Below are 19944 nucleotides of genomic sequence, written 5' to 3'. Positions count from 1 at the left end.
TCAGATGCCCAATTCCCGATCGAAGATTACTGCCAATTGCCCACTAGCACGAAAGGTGCCCAGAAATACGGATTCTGATACTGTTGGTTTTGCAACAGAGTTAATTGAGCATTGCGGAGGGCTTCGGCTTTGCTGGTTTTAGAAGAAGCCAGTTGCTTGTAAAACTCAGCCATAAAGATAGCTGTAGATTCGTCGTTGACTTGCCAAAGGGTGGCGGCGGTGCTGCGGGCACCCGATCGAATTGCTGCCCCGGCCAAACCCAAAGCCGCGCGGTTATCGCCCGAAGCAGTTTCGCAAGCACTCAAAACCAAAAGTTCGATCGGCTGTTGTTTCTCCCCAGTGCGGGCTCGCAGCAGTTGATCGAACTCCTTAACATTCACTTTCTGATCCCACGTCACAATAAAAGTATCCGCCGCATTCGAGCTAAACTGACCGTGAGTTGCCAAATGGACGATCGGGTAAGACAAAGCTTTAATTCGATCGTGCAACCGCCCGCTGAGAAAATCTTCATTCAGCAGCGAACTCGCCGGCATCTCGGCTGCAATTTGTTGAATTTCCTCCTTCACCCCCGGCAAAGCCGAGAAGCCTTGACGCGCTTCCGAGAGGGCAGCGGTGAGCACTTTTAACTTGACTTTGTTCAGCGGTTTCGGTGCCAGCAGTTGCAATCCCGGCGCCAAAGCAATACTGTATTTTTCTACCAAAAACTTTTCACCGTCGTGCAGCACAGCCATCGGCAGATTCCGCAAGTAACCGTCGAGCACAAATACCAGGGTTTTAATCCCGCTAGCAGTCAAATCCGCTTCCGCAGGGCGGATTAACCAGTCGTAAACCTGTTCAACGGGTCGCCTCCTGTCGCGGGGGAAAGCAGCAGGCCTGATGGCATTTTTGGCTTGTCTGAAGGCAGTTTCCAACTCGGCTTGAGACTTCTTAGTAGCGTAGCGGCGCAGAGGTTTGCCGGGAATTGACAAAATTACCTCCAAACGATCGCTCAAAATAATCGGATAAATCACCGCCGCCGTAGGATCGATTTCCTCGATCGACTTTGGTTTAGCATCAGCGCAAGCATCCCGAAAAAAGTTGTCCAATTCCGCCAACTGCAAAGATTCCACCGTTTGGCGCGCCAGTTTCAATTTAGCTTGACTGGGAGATTCCTCTTGCAAAAGCATCCCGACTAATTCCCGGTAAACCGGTTCGGCACTTTCCCGAAACGAAAACTGCACTTCGGGATTGACTGTCACCAAATCGCCCCGCAGAGAAGACAATATATTGACAGCTTGAGTATATTGAACGATCGCCCCTTCTGTATTTCCCTGAGCTTTCCGAATCCGTCCAAGTTGCCAAAACAATTGGTAAGCAATATCGGGAGATTGAAACGCCGGTGCTAAACTCAAAGCCTCAGTTGTGAGATTTTCCGCTTTCTGATACTGCTGTTGGATTTCCGATACTTTGCCTTTCGCTGCCAGAATATAAGCTTGTATTCGTTTGTCGCCCAAACTGTTTGCTTTTTCGACAGAGCGATCGAGCATTTTGTCAATATCGCTTAAACTCAAAGTTTCCGCAGGCGATTGAGCTAATTTCATCAAGCTTTGAGCTAGATTAATTTGAGCGTAAAGTCCAGCGCGATTCGACCCAAGTTGAGCGACTTGAGGTTCGATGGAACGCCACAAATCTTCTGCCTCCGCCCAATTTGTACGATCGACTAACAAACTCAATTGGTTTAACTTTGCCTGAATTTGTAGGAGCGATCGCTCCGGCATCGCCTGGGCAGATCGAGCATAATACTCTAGGGCAAAGCGTTCCCAATCACCGCGCTGTTCTGGTGTCAAACCTGGTTTATTGCTTTTAGCCCGTACCGTATTGCCCAGATTGAGATAAATTGCAGCCTCCTCTGGGCGGGAACCTAATTTTTGGGCTGCTTCGAGTCCAACCGACAGCACATCCTGCGATCGTTCCAGTTGTCCCAAAACCCGCAGTACCCGCCCTAAAGCATGAACTGCCCGGACTTGTTCGAGAGAAACCGACCCATTTTTCAAACTTTCCAAACCCGCTGCCGAAACTTCGCAAGTTTGGTTTTCCAGCTTGAAAGAAGCTAACAGCATTTTGCAAGCCCTGGGATAAAGTCCGAGAGTTTCCCAAGCCCGACTTTGATTAATTTGAACTTGAAAAAGTTGGGGTTTTCTATCAATTTGCTCAAAAATTTTAGCAGCTTGCGTCCAAATCTCGATCGCATCTTGAGTCTGCCCCCGTTCCAGTTGCAACTGTCCTTGAATATTGAGAGTTTCAGCCAAAATCCGCTGCTGTTCGGGAGTTTTTGCCTGTGTTCGCACAACCGACAAACTCGAATTTACAGCTTTTTCTGCTTCTTCCCAAAGCGCCAACTGCCCGTAGGTTGCAGCTAAATTGCTCAAAGCTGTGGCGCGATCGAGATTTTCCCCTTTTGCCTCAAACTGCGCCGCCGCTTGCTGCAACAGCGGTACAGCTTCCGAAAAACGTTCCTCTTGGTAAAGAGTTCGAGCTTGTCGGACAAGCTGCACCGCTGGTGGTGGATTAACCTGAGCAACTCCCGGAGGAATCGCAACGGATAGCAGCCAGGAAATCACAAATAACAGAATTACTTGTCGGAGCGATCGAGTAAACTTCAACTTCATATTTAAAAAATAAAATTACAGCCGCAGACACACACTAATTAACCCAAATCAATCTTATTCTTTATCTGCGTTAATCCGCGTTAATCCGCCTACATCTGCGGTTTAAAAAAAAACCAATTTCAACGCGGCACACAACCAGAATTCTGCCGAGGATTGCGAGAGTCAGCAGCATTACCCGGATTATATCCAACAAGCATAACTTCTCCTTTGGCATTCACCACCCAACCTTGCGCCGGAACAACTTCCCGATCGGGGTTTTCCCCCTCTTCCTTCTTCCCTCGATCGGCTACATGGGTTAAATCCTCTACATTGCTCCTTGCCGAACTTCCTGCCTCTTCCACCCACGGGAACGGCGCTGCAGCACTGCTGAGGGCATCATTAGGACTCGGTGGCACTCCTCCTTTCCCAGTAGCGGTAAACTCGCTTGCTTGCCCTCTGATGCAGGGATTTGCAGCAATTAACGCAGCCGAATCGACCACATTTTGCGGCAGTTCCACTAAACCTTGAGCAGGATTCACCCCAGAATCACTAAATGTGACAGTACCTTGCAAATCCGGGCCGCTACTTTGGGAAATCGCCGCAATATCGCTGGTAGGAATTAGAGAAGTCGGACTTACTTGCAACGCGGCAAATTCAGCATCTGTTAATCCTAAACTACTCCTGGCTTGTTCGCGGTTAAGGCTTGTAAAGCCAAATATATTTGGTACATTGACCGTAACTTGTCCGCCCCTAGCTGTGCGAGCATTAGCTGTAATATCACTATTTTCTCGCGGTAAAGCTACCAAAATATCGCTATTAATTCTGATATTACCACCCTCCGAAACACCTGCATCGGTGGTAATTCGGCTACCGCGCCGTAACTGAATATCTTGCGCTTGCAGGTTAATATTAGCACCGGAACCAGTGACCGTTGTGCCATCAATTATGCTTTTATTGTCCAGGGCAATGGAGTTAGCTACAACATTAATATTGCCAGCCCTACCTGTTCCTGAAGATTGAACATTAACCACTGCACTATCCCGAAGAATCAATTGATTAGCATTCAAATTCAACGAGCCTGCATTTCCGCTAGCATTGGAATTGACAGCATTAAAGGCCCTACCAGCCGAGGCTTCAATTCCACTCCTCAACCCACTGTTGCTCCCAATACCTTGCACTTGTAAGCGATCGGCATTAATTGTAATATCTCCTGCATCTGCTACACCCAAAGAAGCCGCAGAAATAACGCCGCCATTCTGCACAGTTAGTTTAGGTGTTGACAGGCGGATATCTCCACCTCTACCAGAACTTGCAGTTTGAGTAACAAAAGAACTTGCTACATAGCCCGCATTCTCCAAAAATCTTGACTCACCACTCACTTCTATAGACTCGGAGGCTCTCACAGTTAAATTTCCTCCCGTCCCCCCAGTTGTAGAAAACACGGCTTCGCCAAAAATTGCACCCGTCGTTAAACTAATTGTGGCTCCATTAGAAACACTCAACCGCTTAGTGTCGATCGTAATATCCCCACCTTTTCCATTCCCATCAAAAGTATTCGTGCCGAGCCGAGTTTGCCCTAGACCTACAGGAAGACTACCCGATAATTCCACAGATTCACTCGCTTTAATCGCGATATTCCCCGATGCTCCATCACTAAGGCTGAAGCTGGCAAACGCACCGCCCTCGCGCAGAATTAACCGTTGGGCTTCAACAGTGATGTTTCCGCCTTGACCAGTGCTTTCGTTCGTTGTTCCGTTATAGAGCGTTGAACTGACGAGTTCGACGGTGTTGGCGCGGATACTCAAATTTCCGCCATTCCCAGCGCCAAAGGTGGGGGCACCGCCCACTACCCCATTGCTCATCAACAGCCGTCCGGCTTCAATGTTAATATCTCCGGCTGCTCCACTGCCAATAGCGCTAGTAAACAGAACAATTTGCGAAATAAAGGGGTTGCCTGTTCCAGATGTCTGAAAATTTTCTGTAAGCTGCTGATAGCCCTCAATTCCCAACCCGATCATTTCTACTGAGTCAGTAGCGCGGATGTTGATATCGCTTCCCCTCCCCTCTCCCAGTGTGGAGGCGAAAATTTGCGACCCCCCCTCTACTCGCAAGTTTTGGGAATTGATGTCAATGCCTCTACCATCGATATTTCCGAGTGTCAGTCCATAAATTCCTGAACCATTAAGATTAATATTTCCACCTCGAATATCGACTTTCCCACCTCCTAATCCGCTGGTATTTATAAATGCACCGTTCATTTCAATATTGCCGAAGTTCTGAATATGGCCATAGTTTAAATTCAGACCTAAAGCTGTTGGTTCAAATTGCACTAAACCAGGACTCTTGACGCTACCTAGAAGAATTTGTCCGGTATAAGCAGTGAGATTTCCTCCTTGTAGTTGAATGTCACCGCCAATTAATGCTAAAGTTTGACCGGGGTCTACTGCTAAACCGAGTTTTTCAAAAGCAGGAATTTCTATGGGTAGTGGTGGTAAGGCGGATGTAGGAGCCTTTGTTTGGGAAGAGTTGACAATTGTGCCGGGATTTTCTCTAAATCTTAAACCCACAGGAATATTAATCGCTAACAATGGCACTGCATTAGAATTAGCCGCACTAAATTCAAACCCATTATCAAAGAGAATTCCGCTACCAGTTGAACCGACAAATGAGCCGCGCAAATCTAACCGAGCGTTGCGACCAAATACAATTCCTTTGGGATTAAGTAAAAATAAGTTGGCATTTCCTTGGACTCCCAGAGTTCCTAAAATATTAGAAGGGTTGCCACCAGTAACGCGGGTAAAAATATTCGCAATCCCGCTAGGATTGTCAAAATAGGCTCCCCGTCCTTCACGGATGTTAAATTCGCGCAAGCTGTGAAAGAGGTTAACGCCGCGAGTGGCGCCGCCCGTGATTCTATCTGAGGGTAAGTTGTTGATAGTATCGGGCACTGTGCGCGAACTTTCTGCACCCAAGCTATTATCGGGGATGATTTGGGCGATCGCCGGGAAAGGACACAGCAGTAAGAAGGCAAAAAATAGGGCGGAATATTGGCGGCGCATCTTTTAAGTCTGGTTAATTTAATGTTAGAAAAATAGCGAGGAATTAGCTAAAAGCTGAAGAGTACCTATCGAGGTACGCAAACACCCGTCGATTTCGGACGGAGAAGAGATGCACCACCACCTGAATTATACGCTACCAGCGTTACTTTTCCTTGCTCATCCATTACCCAACCTTGAGCAGGAATAATTTCTGTTGGCCGAACTTCTATGGATGTTCTTTGACCTTCTATATGCTGACTTCCACCTACCGCTGGTTCCACCCAATTAAAGTGGCTAGAATTGCTGCTGAGAACATCATTAGGACTCGATGGCACTCCTCCTTTCCCAGTAGCGGTAAATGCGCTCTCTGCCTCTTGCGTGCAGGGATTTGCAGCAATTAACGCAGCCGGATCGACCACATTTTGTGGCAGTTCCACTAAACCTTGAGCAGGATTCACCCCAGAAGAACTAAATGTGACAGTACCTTGCAAATCCGGGCCGCTACTTTGGGAAATCGCCGCAATATCGCTGGTAGGAATTAAAGAGGTAGGACTTACTTGCAACGCTGCAAATTGAGCATCTGTTAATCCCAAAGTCGCGAGCACCTGTTCGCGAGTGGCTGCTGTAAACCCGAAAACATTGGGGACATTAATATTAACGCGACCACCGGCGGCCGATCGCGCATTGGCTGTGATGTCGCTGTTTTCTTGCGGGAGGGCGACCAGAATATCGCTGTTGATGTTGATATTGCCACCCTCAGAAATACTGGCATCAGTGGTAATTCTGCTGCCTCGGCGCAACTGGACATCCCGTGCTTCGAGGTTAATATTGGCTCCGGCACCGGATTCAGTTCTACCGTCAATGCTGCTTTGATTGTCAAGGGAAATGGAATCTGCTTTCACGTTAATGTTACCAGCCCGAGCCGAACCCAAGGCTTGCAGATTGAGAGTTCCCCCATTGCGAATAATCAATTGCCCGACATTCAGATTCAACGAACCTCCGTTAGCCGTAGCATTGGGATTTCTAACGCGAGATGCAATCCCAACGGAAGTTTGAATTTGACTGTTAAATTCACCTTGACCCCCATTACCAATCACCTCTACACGCCCCGCATTTATTGTGATGCTTCCGGCATCTCCTTTCCCTAAAGATGCAGTAGAAATAAGTCCTCCATCCCGGAGAATTACTAAAGGTGTAGAAATGTTCATACTCCCTCCCCGAGCAGCAGAGTTGGTATCAGCGGAGATGAAACTAGGATTCCGACTGCCATTGGCCAAAACTCCAGAAATACCCTCTAGCGTGACTGACTCAGTAGCTTTAATTGTTAAATTACCTCCTGGCCCCCCAGTTGTATTCAAGGGTTGGTTGCCCACAACCGATCCGCTAGATAAACTAATTCCGCCTCCTTCAGAGATCCTCAACCGCTTCGTGTCGATATTAATGTCTCCGGCTTTCCCATTAATGCTGATTGCGGTTGCACCAATCAAGGTTGCTACGGGACTTCGAGCCGGAGTCCGCAGCACTTCTACTGATTCATTCGCTTTAATGTTGATATTCCCCGATGGTGCTTCACTGCGAGTGGTGCTGACGATCGCACTGCCATCGCGTACAATAAAACGTTCTCCCTCAAAGCTGATATTTCCTCCCCTTCCCGTACTTCCCGCGAGTGTGCCGGTGTTGATCCCTGAACCGACCAGATCGAAAACCCTGGCACGGAGGGTCATATTTCCGGCGTTGCCAGCACCTAATGTAGCGCTACCCGATACGGTTCCATTGTCGATCAGCAGTTGTCCCGTATCGATTAAGATGTTTCCCGCATCTCCCATGCCGGCACTGCTAGTTTCCAGCAAAATCTGTGGGTCAAAAGGGTTGATTCTTCCAGAAATTGTATAATTTTTGACAAAGTTTTGAAAGCTCTCAAATCCCATCCCGATCAGTTCTACTGCATCGGTAGCGCGGATGTCGATCGCGCCTCCCGCGCCACTTCCGGCTGTCAGCGTAGAGATTTGCGCCCCACCTTGGGCCCGAAACTGTTGAGCGTTAATATCGATGCCCGCACCATCGATATTTCCCAAAGTCAGTGCATAAATTCGGCCATTGTTGAGGCTGACATTTCCACCTCGAATATCAACTTTGCCGCCACCGATTCCACTGGTGTTGATCAGTGAGCCGTTGGTCATTTCAATATTACCAAAGTTGGAAATCTTGTCATAGTTTAAACTTAATCCAAATGGCGTTGCTCCCAATCCAACCATCCCCGGACTAGCGACGCTACCCAGCAAGATTTGCCCGGTCGATGCGGTGAGTGTTCCCTGATTTAATTCAAGATCTCCCCCCACTAGGGCGATAGTTTGTCCGGCAGCAACTGCTAATCCCATGTTATTGAAAATCGGCGGGATTCCCGGAGGTAATTGTGGTAAATTAAAGGCTGGCGCTGCTGAAGAGTTAATGATTTTACCCGGATTTTCTCGAAAATTTAAACCGAGCGGTATATTGACATTTAACAGCGGTACAGATTGCGGATTGCTGCTGCTGAATAGATAGCCATTATCGAAAACTACGCTATCTGCAGAACTTGCTAAAAATGAACCGCGCAAATCTAACCGAGCATTGGGGCCAAAGACAATCCCTTTTGGGTTAATTAAAAACAAGTTACTGTTTCCCAAAACTCCCAGAGTTCCTAAAATATTTGAGGAGTTAGGGCCCGTAACACGGGTGAATATGTTGGTGATTCCGCTGGGATTTTCAAAATAGGCTCCCCGTCCTTCACGGATGTTAAATTCGCGCAAGCTGTGAAAGAGGTTAACGCCGCGAGTGGCGCCGCCCGTGATTCTATCTGAGGGTAAGTTGTTGATAGTATCGGGCACTGTCCGCGAACTTTCTGCACCCAAGCTATTATCGGGGATGATTTGGGCGATCGCACGGACAGGAAACAGCAGTAAGAATGCAAAAAATAGGGCAGAAGATTGGCACTGCATCTTTTAAATCGGGTTAATTTAATATTATAAAAATAGCGATGGATTAGCTACAACCTGAAGAATACCTATCGAGGTACGCAAACACCCGTCGATTTCGGACTGCGAAGAGATGTACCACCACCTGAATTATAGGCTACCAGCGTCACTTTTCCTTGCTCATCTATTACCCAACTTTGAGCGGGAATAATTTCTGTTGGCCGACTTTCTGGGGAGGCTAGGGGGCCTTCTACTTGCTGACTTTCACCTACCGCTGGTTCCACCCACGGCAACGGTTCTTCTGCGCTGCTGAGAACTTCATTAGGACTCGGTGGCAATCCCCCCCGCCCCGTCACAGTAAACTCGTTCTCGGCCCCTTGGATGCAGGGATTTGCAGCAATTAACGCAGCCGGATTCACCACATTTTGCGGCAGTTCCATTAAACCTTGAACGGGATTGACTCCAACAGAACTAAATGTTACCGCCCCTTGCAAAGCCGGGCCGCCGCTTTGGGAAATCGCGGCGATGTCGCTGCTCGGAAGCAGAGATGTAGGACTTACTTGCAACGCTGCAAATTCGGCGTCACTGAGCCCCAACCTGTTTCTGACTTGTTCGCGACTCGCTGCTGTAAAACCAAAAACATTAGGGACATCGATATTGACGCGGCCGCCGCCTGCTGTACGGGCGTTGGCTGTGATGTCGCTGTTTTCTTGCGGGAGGGCGACAAGAATGTTGCTGTTGATGTTGATATTGCCGCCGTCTGAACTGCCTGCATCGGTGGTAATTTGGCTGTTGCGGCGCAATTGGATGTCTCGCGCTTGCAGGTTAATATTTGCTCCTGTACCGGATACAGTCGTACCGTCAATCCTGGCTTTGTTGTCAAGGGCGATCGAATTTGCGACAATATTGATATTACCAGCGCGTCCGGTTCCGGTAGCCTGCACTGTCACTGTAGCTCCATCTCTGATAATTAGTTGATCGGCATTTAGATTCAACGAACCGGCATTTGCCGTCGCCTGGGAATTAGTACCAAATATCTTGCCCACCGAAGCATCAATTGTACTGACAAACAGACCGTTATTTCCGCTGCCGCTGACCTCGATGCGATCGGCATTAACAGTAATATTCCCCACATCTCCCACCCCCAAAGAACTCGTAGAAACTATCCCCCCATCCCGCACGGTTAAGCTTGGCGTATCAATGCGAATATCCCCACCCCGACTAGAACTCAAAGTTCCCGAAGTTAGCGCACTCGCATTCTGAATTCCGCTGCTCAAAAGTTGAGAAATACCTGAAATTTCTACTGATTCAGTAGCCCTAACTGTTAAGTTTCCAGCAGGTCCACCCTCCTGAGAAAACAAAAACCTGCCAACTAAAACACCCGTTCCTAATGTAAACGCCGAACCTCCAGAGAGAGTCAACCGCTTGGTATCGACATTAATATTCCCCGCCCTGCCGTTAGATCCGATACTCAGCGTGCTAATTCCGCTTGACACAACTGTTGTCGGGCCGCTGTTAGACAATTCTACTGATTCAGCAGCTTTAATGTTGATATTCCCCGACGGGCCGCTGCTGTAGCTCGTCGTACCGAGAATAGAACCATCGCGCATAATTAATCTCGCGACATCAACACTAATGCTTCCTCCCGCACCGCTACTTTCTTTAGCTGTCCCGTTGTTAATTCCAGAACCCACCATCTCAAAAGTATTGGCACGAATGATTAAATTTCCGCCCCTTCCACCGCCGAAAGTAATACCGCTACCTACTACCCCATTGTTGAAGAGCAGGCGGCCGGTGTCGATCGTAATATTCCCCCCCGAACCAGCACCAGCACTAGCATTAAACAGCACGAACAGCGGGTCAAACGGGTCTGTGGTTCCCGATACCAAATATTTAATTGCAAGCTGTTGATATCCCTCAACTCCCAGCCCGCTCATTTCTACTGAATCAGCAGCGCGGAAGTTGATATTACCTCCTGCACCATCTCCTAGAGTCAGGGTAGAAAATTGCGTGCCGTTTTCCACCCGCAACTTTTGAGCGCTGATATCGATACCTCTACCATCAATATTTCCCAGTGTCAGCGCATAAATTCGCGCATTGCTGAGGGCGACATTTCCACCTTTTAACTCTATTCGGCCGCCACCGATTCCGCTAGTGTTGATAAGCGTTCCATCGGATATTTGAATATTGCCGAAGTTTTGAATATTGTCATAATTTAAAGTTAAATTTCCTCTTTCCCCCGCTGTCATTGCAAAATTAACTAAACCGGGACTCGCTGCGCTACCGAGTAAAATTTGTCCGCCGCTGGCGGTTAAATTGCCGCCTTGCAGTTGGATGTCGCCGCCAATCAGTGCTAAAGTTTGACCTGGTTCTACTGCTAAACCAACTCGATCGCTAATCGGAATCGGCACAGCAGAGGCTGGCAGGTTTACCTTTCCTACAGCCGTCGATTGATTGACAATTGCACCGGGATTGTCTCTAAATCTTAAACCAACGGGAATATTAACTGTTAACAGCGGGGATGTTTGTGGATTGGTACTGCTGAATTCAAAGCCGTTATTAAACACAATACTGTCAGCACTCGAACCGATAAACGAACCGCGCAAATCTAACCGAGCATTCGGCCCGAAGAGAATTCCTTTCGGATTAATTAAAAATAAGTTACTGTTGCCTAAAACTCCCAAAGTTCCTAAAATATTAGAAGGGTTGCCGCCAGTAACGCGGGTGAATATGTTGGTAATTCCGCTAGGATTTTCAAAATAAGCTCCCCGCCCTTCACGGATGTTAAATTCGCGCAAGCTGTGAAATAGGTTGACGCCACGAGTTGCGCCCCCAGTGATTCTATCTGAGGGTAAGTTGTTGATAGTATCGGGAACTGTGCGCGAACTTTCCGCGCCCAGGGAATTATCGGGGATGATTTGGGCGAAGGTTTTCGATGGAAATAGCAACAGGAAAGCAAACAGTAGGCAGTAACTTACGGGCGGACAAGATGGCCACACCACAGTAGTAAAATCTAGTATTTGTGGAACAGGAATCTTGCCTGTTTTTGAGAATGGTGAAAATAGTAAACAGTAATGGAATGGAGGCATAAAAACACTCTTTCCAGGAGAAAATTTATCTGTGTAATCTCATCTCGTTTCTCTAAATGTTTTGAATTTGGCTGCTGAGTACAAGTTGCTCTACTGTGATTTCGAGTTCGGGAAAAGTTTTAGAGATAATGCGCTCATTACCTGTAAAATTTTGAACTACATAACTGCCATTTTCCAAATAGTAAACGAAAACTGTGGGAATTTTGGGATTCCCTAGATAAGCCCTAGAAGCGATCGCTAAATAGTCCACAATCCAATACTCACAAATGCCGAGGCGTTGATACTCATCTAGTTTATCCACATAGTCGTCTTCCCAGTTAGTTGAGGTAACTTCCACTGCTAATTGGATAGGTTCGGTAATGGCTCCATAGCCGAGTGCATTGCTGTTCCATACTGATGCCTTAACCACGCCTACATCAGGATTTCTGCCTTGCTCTTGCCCTGAAGCTTTTACAGTTCTGATAACTATATCTTTGTCAACGATATAGTCAAGCCCCAAGCGCCTGATTTCATCGTTAAAGCCAAATACTAAAAATCTTGCCACATTTTTATGAGCTCTGGTTGCTTCCACTTTGACAATCTCTCCATTTACAAGTTCGTAGATGCCCGATCCGTCGGGGTACTTTTCGAGAAAATCTGCAAATGTTAGTTTAGTTTTTGTCTGAACCATAAGACAAGCCCTCTTGTGTTAACTAGGTTAGGATTTATATCGTTTCCGGTTCCATCATAATTATATATTTGGATCGTATCAGTGCGAGCGTCCCCGCTCGCGACCCAAGTAGCGATCGAGACCGCCACTTAATAAAATTTGACCGTCAGCGCTAAAAATAACTGACAACCTTGCCAGATCCACAGCCATAGGCTAAGATTTTGCAAAGGTCGAGAACACAATCTTACCAAGCTTTTTTATGAACTACCGAAACCACATCACGATACTCGCTATTCTTTAGATAGGTTTTAGATACGAAGGATTAATTAGGGAAACTCAAATGGAAATTAACACTTCTTTAGAGGAACGGCTTGCAGCAGTGGAAGCAGCGATCACCCAGTTGCAGAAGCAAATTGTGGCCTCTCAACCGACGAATTGGTTGCAACAAATTATAGGGTCTTTCAAAGATGAACCTGCCTTTGAGGAGCTACTTGCCTATGGACGAGCGATTTGCCAAGTGGATGACTTTCTCCTCGAAGCTCAAGATGAGCTATGAAATATCTACTGGATACAGATCATCTGAGTATTCTTCAACGTCAAGCAGGAATAGATTTTAGCACCCTTTCGACGCGCATGGCTCAGTACCCGCTATCAGATTTTGCAGTATCGATGGTATCAGTTCTATAAATTTTGCTATGACAACCACAGAAAGATTGATCGTGCTTGCTCTAGGTATTAGTGCAATCAGCTTATTTGCTGGGATTCTCTATCAAGCAGTCAGTCAAGTAATTGATCGACGTAAGTATCCTCCCCAGGGTGAACTGTTTGATATGGGGGGATTTCGTCTACATCTCAACTGTGTGGGACAAGGGACACCAACAGTCATCATGGATGCTGGCGGTGGTGCTTCCTCAATTACGTGGGGCTTGGTTCCATCTGAAATTGCTAAGTTTACTCGTGTCTGTACCTACGATCGAGCAGGGTTGGGTTGGAGCGATCCCAATCCCAGGATACCTCGCACAAGTCAGCAGAATGTTGATGAATTACACGCCCTGTTGGCCAAAGCTGAGATCGAACCTCCCTACATTTTAGTTGGACACTCGTTGGGTGGAGGCAATATGCGACTGTATGCCAGTCAATATCCAGAAGAAGTGGTCGGACTGGTGCTGGTTGATTCTGTCCATGAAGATCAAATAACACCCGCAATATGGAAGCGTATGAAAATGGCAATTTTGCTTTATCAGCTTCTGGCAATTGCCAGTCGGGTTGGAGTGTTACGATTAATCGGAGATATGAATCTGTTGCCAATGTTTAAGAAGATCAAACAAGAAATTCAAAAATATCCGTTGGCAGTGCAAGCTCTATTTGATACCTACAAATCTTCCTGTTACCGCCCCTGTTATTGGGCAACTATATCAAGTGAGCTTGCCAACATGAAAAGCAGCTTTAAGCAACTGCAAGCGAGTACACTACTGGGGAACCTGCCTTTGATTGTATTAAGTCAAGGCTCTAAAAATCCAGAGATGAGTGATGAAAGATTCCAGCAATGGGCATTACTTCAGCTAGACTTGACCCAACTATCCTCCAATAGCCAACATATCATTGCAGAAAATAGTGGGCATCTTGTACCGCTAGATCGGCCTGAATTGGTGGTTAGTGCGGTTCATCAACTGATTGAGAGGACTTAAAGTAGTGTTGGGCGAAGAGAAGTGTTGGAGTTCGATCGCACTCAACCCAACTTAAAATTTAGAAAGCAAAATAATTAATCCGAAAGTATAAGCCTTTTTCCTGCAAAGTTCGATCGCCCGATCGAGCATTTATCAAAGGAATACTGTAGTCTAGACGCACATTCAACCGATCGCCCATCTGCCAAACCAGCCCCAAACCTGCACCCAGCAGTTTATCCGACTCAGGATTCGCCTTTTCCTCCGACTGGTTCCACCCTAGCCCAAAATCGATAAACGGAGCGACTTGCAACAATCCTTGGACTTCCGGGACACGCCAAACCGGGATTCGCACTTCTGCAGACGCGATCGCACCGCTATCAGTTAACAGCAAATCTTGGCGGTATCCGCGCACGCTTTGAACGCCACCGATCCCAATTTGTTCTAGGGAAAGCAGGGGGCGATCGGCTAATTGAATATCGGAACGCACAATCAGCAAGGTTTCTGGCGCGAGCAGCCGCACATATTGGGCTTGTCCGCGCCACGCCAGAAAACTGCTGTCAGGCCCGCTATCGTTCGCAGTAGCGCCGAACAGATTAGTACCGAGGGAAAACTGCGATCGCGCCGCGAACACTTGGTTGGAACTCCGCTGCACGTATTCTTGAAAAAAGCGCACAGCCGAAACCCGTGTTTCGCCACGATCGTTTGCTCCCGCCGAAAGCGCAAATCGTTCTCCAGACAGGAATGTATCGCTTTCTTGCCGCGAAAAACTCAGTCCCAAAGCCAAAGTGCGATCGGGCTTTTCGACAATCGGCTGGCGGTAAGTTAATTCATAAGTCCGCGATTTCCCTTCGATGTTGGCAGCATCAAACGGTTCCTCGATGATGTTGGTGCTAGCAGCACTCGCAGCAAACCCAATCGTGCCGTTGCGCGCGTTGACGGGGACTGTGTAGCTGCCGTTGAATTCATTGCTGCCGTCGGTGTTAGCATAAGATACCTCTAATCCGTCGCCCAAACCGAGCAAATTTGCTTGATTGATGCGAACACCGCGCCGAAAACTGCCCACACTGGGCGATCGGTTGTTGTCTGCGAACACTTCACCGTTAAAGCTGTCTGCTTCTTTTACCCGCACTTCTAAACGGCTGTTTTCCGGGCGGCTTCCGGCTTGGAGTTCGGCGGAAATATTGCCAATTAAGGGGTCGAGTTGCAGCAATTGCAATGCTTCTAGCAGACGATCGCGATTCAGAGGGCGTCTGGTAGCGCGCTCAAGGCGCGATCGCACGTAATTTGAATTTAAGCGCCTGTTTCCTGTAATCACAATTTCATCTAATCCGCCTTCTACAATCCGAATTTTCACCACACCTCCCTCTCTGGGAAAGGTTTGGTTGGCGGGAATTACAGCGCCGGAATTGATGTATCCTGCCGCCACGTATTTTTGAGTGACGGCTGCTTCGGCTGCGATCAGTTCAGCAAAGGTGATTTCGCGCCCCGCAAACTGTTGCGTAACTTCTGCGAGTTCGCGATCGCTAAAAGCTGTGTTGCCCTCAAATTCAAAACCAGCGACCTTAATTGTACCCGGAATCCCCGGTCTAATTTCGCTTTCAACGGGTGTTGGCTGGGTGGGTTGGAGGGGAGACGGCGCAGGCGGTTGCGGCGGTTCAGGAGCTGGTAATTCGGGTTCTCGCGGCAAAATTGGGTTGGGCAGTTGGGCCAGATGCGAGGCTCGATCGATACCCAAATCAATTTTTTGTGGGTCAACATTTTCTTCTTTTTGATCTGAGTTAAAAAGCTCGGTTTCTTGAGTTTTTGTGCTGAAAGTGCGATCGGGCTGAGATGTTGCATCATTGTCAATAAGCGTTTTACGGGCGGGCAGGATGCCCACCCCACAAGAAAAGTCACTCGTTGTGGAACAGGCATCTTGCCTGTTCTTGAGAATGCTGTAAGATATCACATCGACTGAATTTGCCGGAGACGGCGGTAAGTCGGGAGTTTCCGCCGCCACTGAGTGTTCTGACTCTGTGGGTAACTGCGTTTCCTCGTCTTTTACCGGCAAGTCTTGGCGTTTGTCAAAAGTGGTTTCGTTAGGGGCTAAAGCTCGATCGCCTCCGCTGCTAACTGCTGCCAAATCCTCAACATTTGAGGTCAAAATTTCAACGGTGCTAGCGGATGTTTTCGCTGGTTTGGCCAACAAAACTAACCCAAAAATGCCAGCGAATAAAAATAGTTTTTGCGATCGACAAGCCATAGAATCTAATTATCTCGAATAATTGGGTGAAAATATTTTCCGCAATAGAGCACCCTCAAGTAAAAATCAATCTTAACAGCAAAAAGGAAACAGCCGACGCAGCCAACAGTTTCGGCGACGCTACAAACCAAAAGGTCGATCGACGGCTGTTCATTTCCCAAGACTTACGCACCAACCGGGTTATTATCCGAAAAAATATCGTGTAAGTCGATCGTAAACGGTAAAAAAGCCGATATTTTGGGTTGTAAAACCTACGCTTTCATGCTCGTGCCGCAACCAGAACAGTCTTGCACGCCAGGGTAAACCAGAAACCGGGTTGTGTCCCAAAAGACACGCTACAACTGAGATATGGCACCCTTCTCAATAATCTTTTTATCAACAGGCAAGATGCCTGTTCCACAAGAGATAAATTTTCTTGTGGAACAGGCATCTTGCCTGTTCTTAATAATAGTGCAAGATGTGAGTTACAACCCGCAGAGCCACTAAAAAACCCAGTTTCTTTGATTTTGGTGCATCATATCAAATCCGACTTTAAAACCCCCTTTATTATTGAGTCCGCGTCTACCCACATCCTGTGCGTAGACGCCGTTTCTAACCGCCAAGCCTGATAAAGGGGATTTGTAACTTTGAATTATGCAGAGCGGCCCGCACTAGCCGCAGCACCCATTTGAGCCCCGTCACTCAATCCCACCAACTTAGCGCTCAACTCCCACATCCGCTCGCCTTTTTCATCATCGCGGGCTTGGGGAGAAACCTTTTGCACAAAAGACTTACCATCTTTTTTCTGGCGGTTCCCCCAACTCCAATAAGCCCCAGATTGCTTGTATTCGGGATCGGCAACCACCATCGCCAGCCTTTCCCCCGCCAACTCCTGCGACACGTAACCGCCCGTGATATTCTTCTGAAACAGCGGGAACAGCTTCTGAAACAAAGGATAGTGGTTGCGGAACAGCGGCGTATCCGCGACGCATCCCGGATACAGCGAAGTGAAAGTAATCCCCGTGGATTCGTGAAAGCGGCGATGCAATTCCCGCATCGTCAGCACGTTGCAAACTTTGCTATCTTTGTAAGCCTTGACCGGTTCAAACTTCTTGCCGTCAGCCATCGAAATCGGGTCTTTGAAACCCGCTTCAAAACCCTCAAACTTGCCTAAATCGGGGCGCGGCGGAATCTTCCCGCCCAACTCGTCTGGATTGTGAGTCACGGTTCCCAAAATCACGATTCTCGCATCGGAATAATAGGAAGGCTTCATATTTTCCATCATCAGGTTGCACAGCAGGAAATGACCCAGGTGATTGGTAGTCATCGTCAACTCGTAACCCTCCGGGCTCCGCAGCGGTTCTTTAATCAAAGGCATATAAATGGCGGCGTTGCACACCAAAGCGTCCAGAGGCCTGCCGCTGGCCTTAAATGCGCGAGCAAACCGGCGCACGCTCTCCAAATCGCCCAAGTCAATCTCCATGATGGAGAAACTGCCTTCAGGTATGCCCAACTCTCGGGCGGCGTCTCCGGCTTTCCGCACGTCCCGACAGGCCATGACTACGTGCCATCCTTTGTCTGCGAGAGCTTTCGCGCCGTACAAACCGACGCCGGAGGAAGCGCCGGTAATGATAACCGTTGATTTGTGATTTTGTGCCATCTTGTTAAAAGCGCTTCCGCTATTGATTTTTTTCAGGCACTCAAACGCTGAGCTAGCAGCTTGGATGTTTTGAAGTACCCTATGGTTATTAGGATATGGGGAAACGTTCTCGATCTCAACTGGGAGCCTCTGACTTTTGCAGCCAAGCTAGAAATTGGAGGCAGGAGACAGAAGCCAGGAGGCACGAGGCAGAAGCCAGGAGGCACGAGGCAGAAGAAGTGTTTTTACAAATAGGAGATGCTCGTTCTCAACGGGCGATGAAAATTAAATATAGCTCCAACTCCGACTCCTATTTTGAGAAATTAACCATAAATCTTTTAGGGGCGGGTTCACCATTATCTATGATGCACATACTCGGTATTTATTGATAAACCCGCCCCAACCAACTCAACTAAGAAATAGCGGCCGATTCCTGATATCTAGGGAAATCGATATAACCTTCAGGTCCAAAAGAATACCAGACGCCGACTTCAGCAGGCGGATTGAGCGGCCAACCATTAGTAAAACGCTCTACCAAATCGGGATTGCTGATAAAATCCCGACCAAAAGCTATTAAATCAGCAACTTTGCTACTCAGGGCCGTTTCAGCCTGTTCTTGAGTATATCCGCAGTTGCCGACGAGCGGCCCTGCAAACACATCGCGAAACTCTGCTATCATCATCGGCGTTCCCAATTCATGAAAGCCAAATGCTAAACCGTCCACCAAGTGAAGGTAAGCTAAATCATAGGCATTTAACTGGCCCGCGAAATACAGAAAATCTTCGCGATAACTGGGAGAACCCATATCATTGTAAACACCGTTGGGAGAAAGTCTAACTCCCACTCTGTTTGCCGGGAATACTGTGATAATCGCCTCTACAATTTCCTTAAGAAAACGGTAGCGGTTTTCAACTGTGCCGCCATAGGAATCTGTGCGGTGATTGGTTTTGGTTTGCAGGAATGTGTCAATGAGATAGCCGTTGGCCGCGTGAATTTCTACACCGTCAAAACCTGCCATTTTGGCTCGTTCGGCCGCCTTGCGATAATCTTCTACAACCAGGGAGATTTCATCGGTTTCTAGAGCGCGGGGGGTTTCGTAGGGTTGTTTGCCCACAGGGGTATGAATGCCTTCTCCGTTTATTTTGATGGCAGAGGCTGCAACTGGCAATTGATTGTTGTCATGAAAACTGCTGTGGGAAGCTCGTCCGCAGTGCCAAAGCTGCATAAAAATCGGTGTTTCGCGGGCATGAACCGCAGTCACAATTTGTTTCCAAGCTTCACCTTGCTCGTCTGAATAAATACCGGGCGTATTGAGCCAACCATTAGCTTGAGTAGAAACAACTGTGGCTTCTGTAATGATTAAACCAGCGGAGGCTCGCTGAGTGTAATACTCGGCCATCAAGGCGTTGGGCATCCGCGTTTCACCGGCTCTAGCTCTCGTTAGGGGTGCCATGACTACCCGATTTTTTAAGGGTAAATCTCCGATTTTGAAGGGACTGAGTAGGAGTGGAGAAGTTGTTTGATTGGTCATAATTTTGGTATTTTTTCAACTGAATGATCTGGGAAATCACATATAGCAACTGCCCGTGTTAGGATGCAAGGCGCAAGACATCCAAGAATCGCCAAAACGTAAGCAATCAAACTCATCAAACTGTTTACGAATTTGACTTTTTAGCCAAGACTCTTCTTTGTTCAATTTTGTTAAACTCTGGAGAGTATGGGGGTAAATATAATAGTGTACACCCTGCTGTTTGAATCCATTCCTGAATCCGACCACTTTTATCAAATGTGAGATTATCTATCACCACTACCTGTGCTGTGACAAGTGTTGGAAGTAAACTTGTTTCCGGCGAGCAAAGGAGTCAGGAGTCAGGAGTCAGGATAAGAATACCCTCTTTCCTCCTGTCTCCTCCTCTGCTGAATACTTCCGAAAGTTTCAATCCCTGATAGGGTTTTAGGTTGTTTCCGGCACAATTGGTGTCTTATGAGCCAAAAATTATCGAGTTTCAATCCCTGATAGGGTTTTAGGTTGTTTCCGGCGATCGCAGGCATCATATTGG

13 protein-coding genes and 1 CRISPR repeat array (1 of these 14 running past the window's edge) are annotated in these 19944 nt (G+C 47.6%); of the genes, 4 read left to right on the top strand and 9 right to left on the bottom strand.

The features are described 5' to 3' along the window. Positions 1-26 precede the first annotated feature (26 nt). The 5 genes from QUB77_RS21115 to QUB77_RS21095 all read right to left on the bottom strand — a co-directional run bounded on the left by QUB77_RS21115 (position 27) and on the right by QUB77_RS21095 (position 12378). Positions 27-2648, bottom strand: a complete 2622-nt coding sequence (locus QUB77_RS21115) for a CHAT domain-containing protein (protein ID WP_333177152.1) — start codon at positions 2646-2648, stop codon at positions 27-29. A gap of 119 nt (positions 2649-2767) precedes the next feature. Then, on the bottom strand, positions 2768-5686 hold the full coding sequence (locus QUB77_RS21110; protein WP_333177155.1) for an S-layer family protein: 2919 nt from the start codon (positions 5684-5686) through the stop codon (positions 2768-2770). A gap of 65 nt (positions 5687-5751) precedes the next feature. After that, on the bottom strand, positions 5752-8643 hold the full coding sequence (locus tag QUB77_RS21105) for a two-partner secretion domain-containing protein (protein ID WP_333177157.1): 2892 nt from the start codon (positions 8641-8643) through the stop codon (positions 5752-5754). A gap of 65 nt (positions 8644-8708) precedes the next feature. Next, entirely contained in the window at positions 8709-11708 is a 3000-nt protein-coding gene (locus tag QUB77_RS21100) for an S-layer family protein (RefSeq protein ID WP_333177160.1), read from the bottom strand. Positions 11709-11760: 52 nt separating this feature from the next. Continuing rightward, positions 11761-12378, bottom strand: a complete 618-nt coding sequence (locus tag QUB77_RS21095; protein WP_333177163.1) for a Uma2 family endonuclease — start codon at positions 12376-12378, stop codon at positions 11761-11763. A 319-nt stretch (positions 12379-12697) separates the two neighbouring features. Between QUB77_RS21095 and QUB77_RS21090 the strand changes: the two genes are divergently transcribed. Then, the gene (locus tag QUB77_RS21090) at positions 12698-12913 is read left to right on the top strand and encodes a hypothetical protein (RefSeq protein ID WP_333177166.1); all 216 of its coding nucleotides are present in this window, start codon (positions 12698-12700) and stop codon (positions 12911-12913) included. A gap of 139 nt (positions 12914-13052) precedes the next feature. Beyond that, positions 13053-14045 (top strand): alpha/beta hydrolase, encoded by a 993-nt coding sequence (locus QUB77_RS21085; RefSeq protein ID WP_333177169.1) that lies wholly within the window; start codon positions 13053-13055, stop codon positions 14043-14045. A gap of 58 nt (positions 14046-14103) precedes the next feature. On the opposite strand, the gene QUB77_RS21080 is transcribed toward QUB77_RS21085, so the two are convergent. After that, complete coding sequence (locus tag QUB77_RS21080; RefSeq protein ID WP_333177172.1) at positions 14104-16266, bottom strand: ShlB/FhaC/HecB family hemolysin secretion/activation protein; 2163 nt, start codon at positions 16264-16266, stop codon at positions 14104-14106. A 26-nt stretch (positions 16267-16292) separates the two neighbouring features. Between QUB77_RS21080 and QUB77_RS21075 the strand changes: the two genes are divergently transcribed. Continuing rightward, positions 16293-16472, top strand: coding sequence for a hypothetical protein (locus QUB77_RS21075; RefSeq protein WP_333177174.1), 180 nt, complete (start codon positions 16293-16295; stop codon positions 16470-16472). Positions 16473-16897: 425 nt separating this feature from the next. Here the strand turns inward: QUB77_RS21075 and QUB77_RS21070 are convergent, their stop codons facing one another. Beyond that, on the bottom strand, positions 16898-17905 hold the full coding sequence (locus QUB77_RS21070; RefSeq protein WP_333177176.1) for a protochlorophyllide reductase: 1008 nt from the start codon (positions 17903-17905) through the stop codon (positions 16898-16900). 95 nt (positions 17906-18000) lie between these two features. Between QUB77_RS21070 and QUB77_RS21065 the strand changes: the two genes are divergently transcribed. Further along, positions 18001-18273 (top strand): hypothetical protein, encoded by a 273-nt coding sequence (locus tag QUB77_RS21065; protein ID WP_333177179.1) that lies wholly within the window; start codon positions 18001-18003, stop codon positions 18271-18273. Between the two features lie 23 nt (positions 18274-18296). On the opposite strand, the gene QUB77_RS21060 is transcribed toward QUB77_RS21065, so the two are convergent. Both QUB77_RS21060 and QUB77_RS21055 read right to left on the bottom strand, forming a co-directional pair. Further along, on the bottom strand, positions 18297-19415 hold the full coding sequence (locus tag QUB77_RS21060; RefSeq protein ID WP_333177182.1) for an alkene reductase: 1119 nt from the start codon (positions 19413-19415) through the stop codon (positions 18297-18299). A 124-nt stretch (positions 19416-19539) separates the two neighbouring features. Then, a complete protein-coding gene (locus QUB77_RS21055; protein ID WP_445251726.1) occupies positions 19540-19689 on the bottom strand; it encodes a transposase in 150 nt (49 codons plus the stop codon). Between the two features lie 128 nt (positions 19690-19817). After that, positions 19818-19944: direct repeats of the CRISPR family, unit length 37 nt; unit sequence GTTTCAATCCCTGATAGGGTTTTAGGTTGTTTCCGGC (it continues 4593 nt past the right edge of the window).

This window comes from Microcoleus sp. AT9b-C3 (assembly GCF_036705485.1).
GTDB lineage: Bacteria > Cyanobacteriota > Cyanobacteriia > Cyanobacteriales > Microcoleaceae > Microcoleus.
Note: the sequence above shows the minus strand (reverse complement) of the source record. Positions and strands in the feature narration are given on the sequence as shown.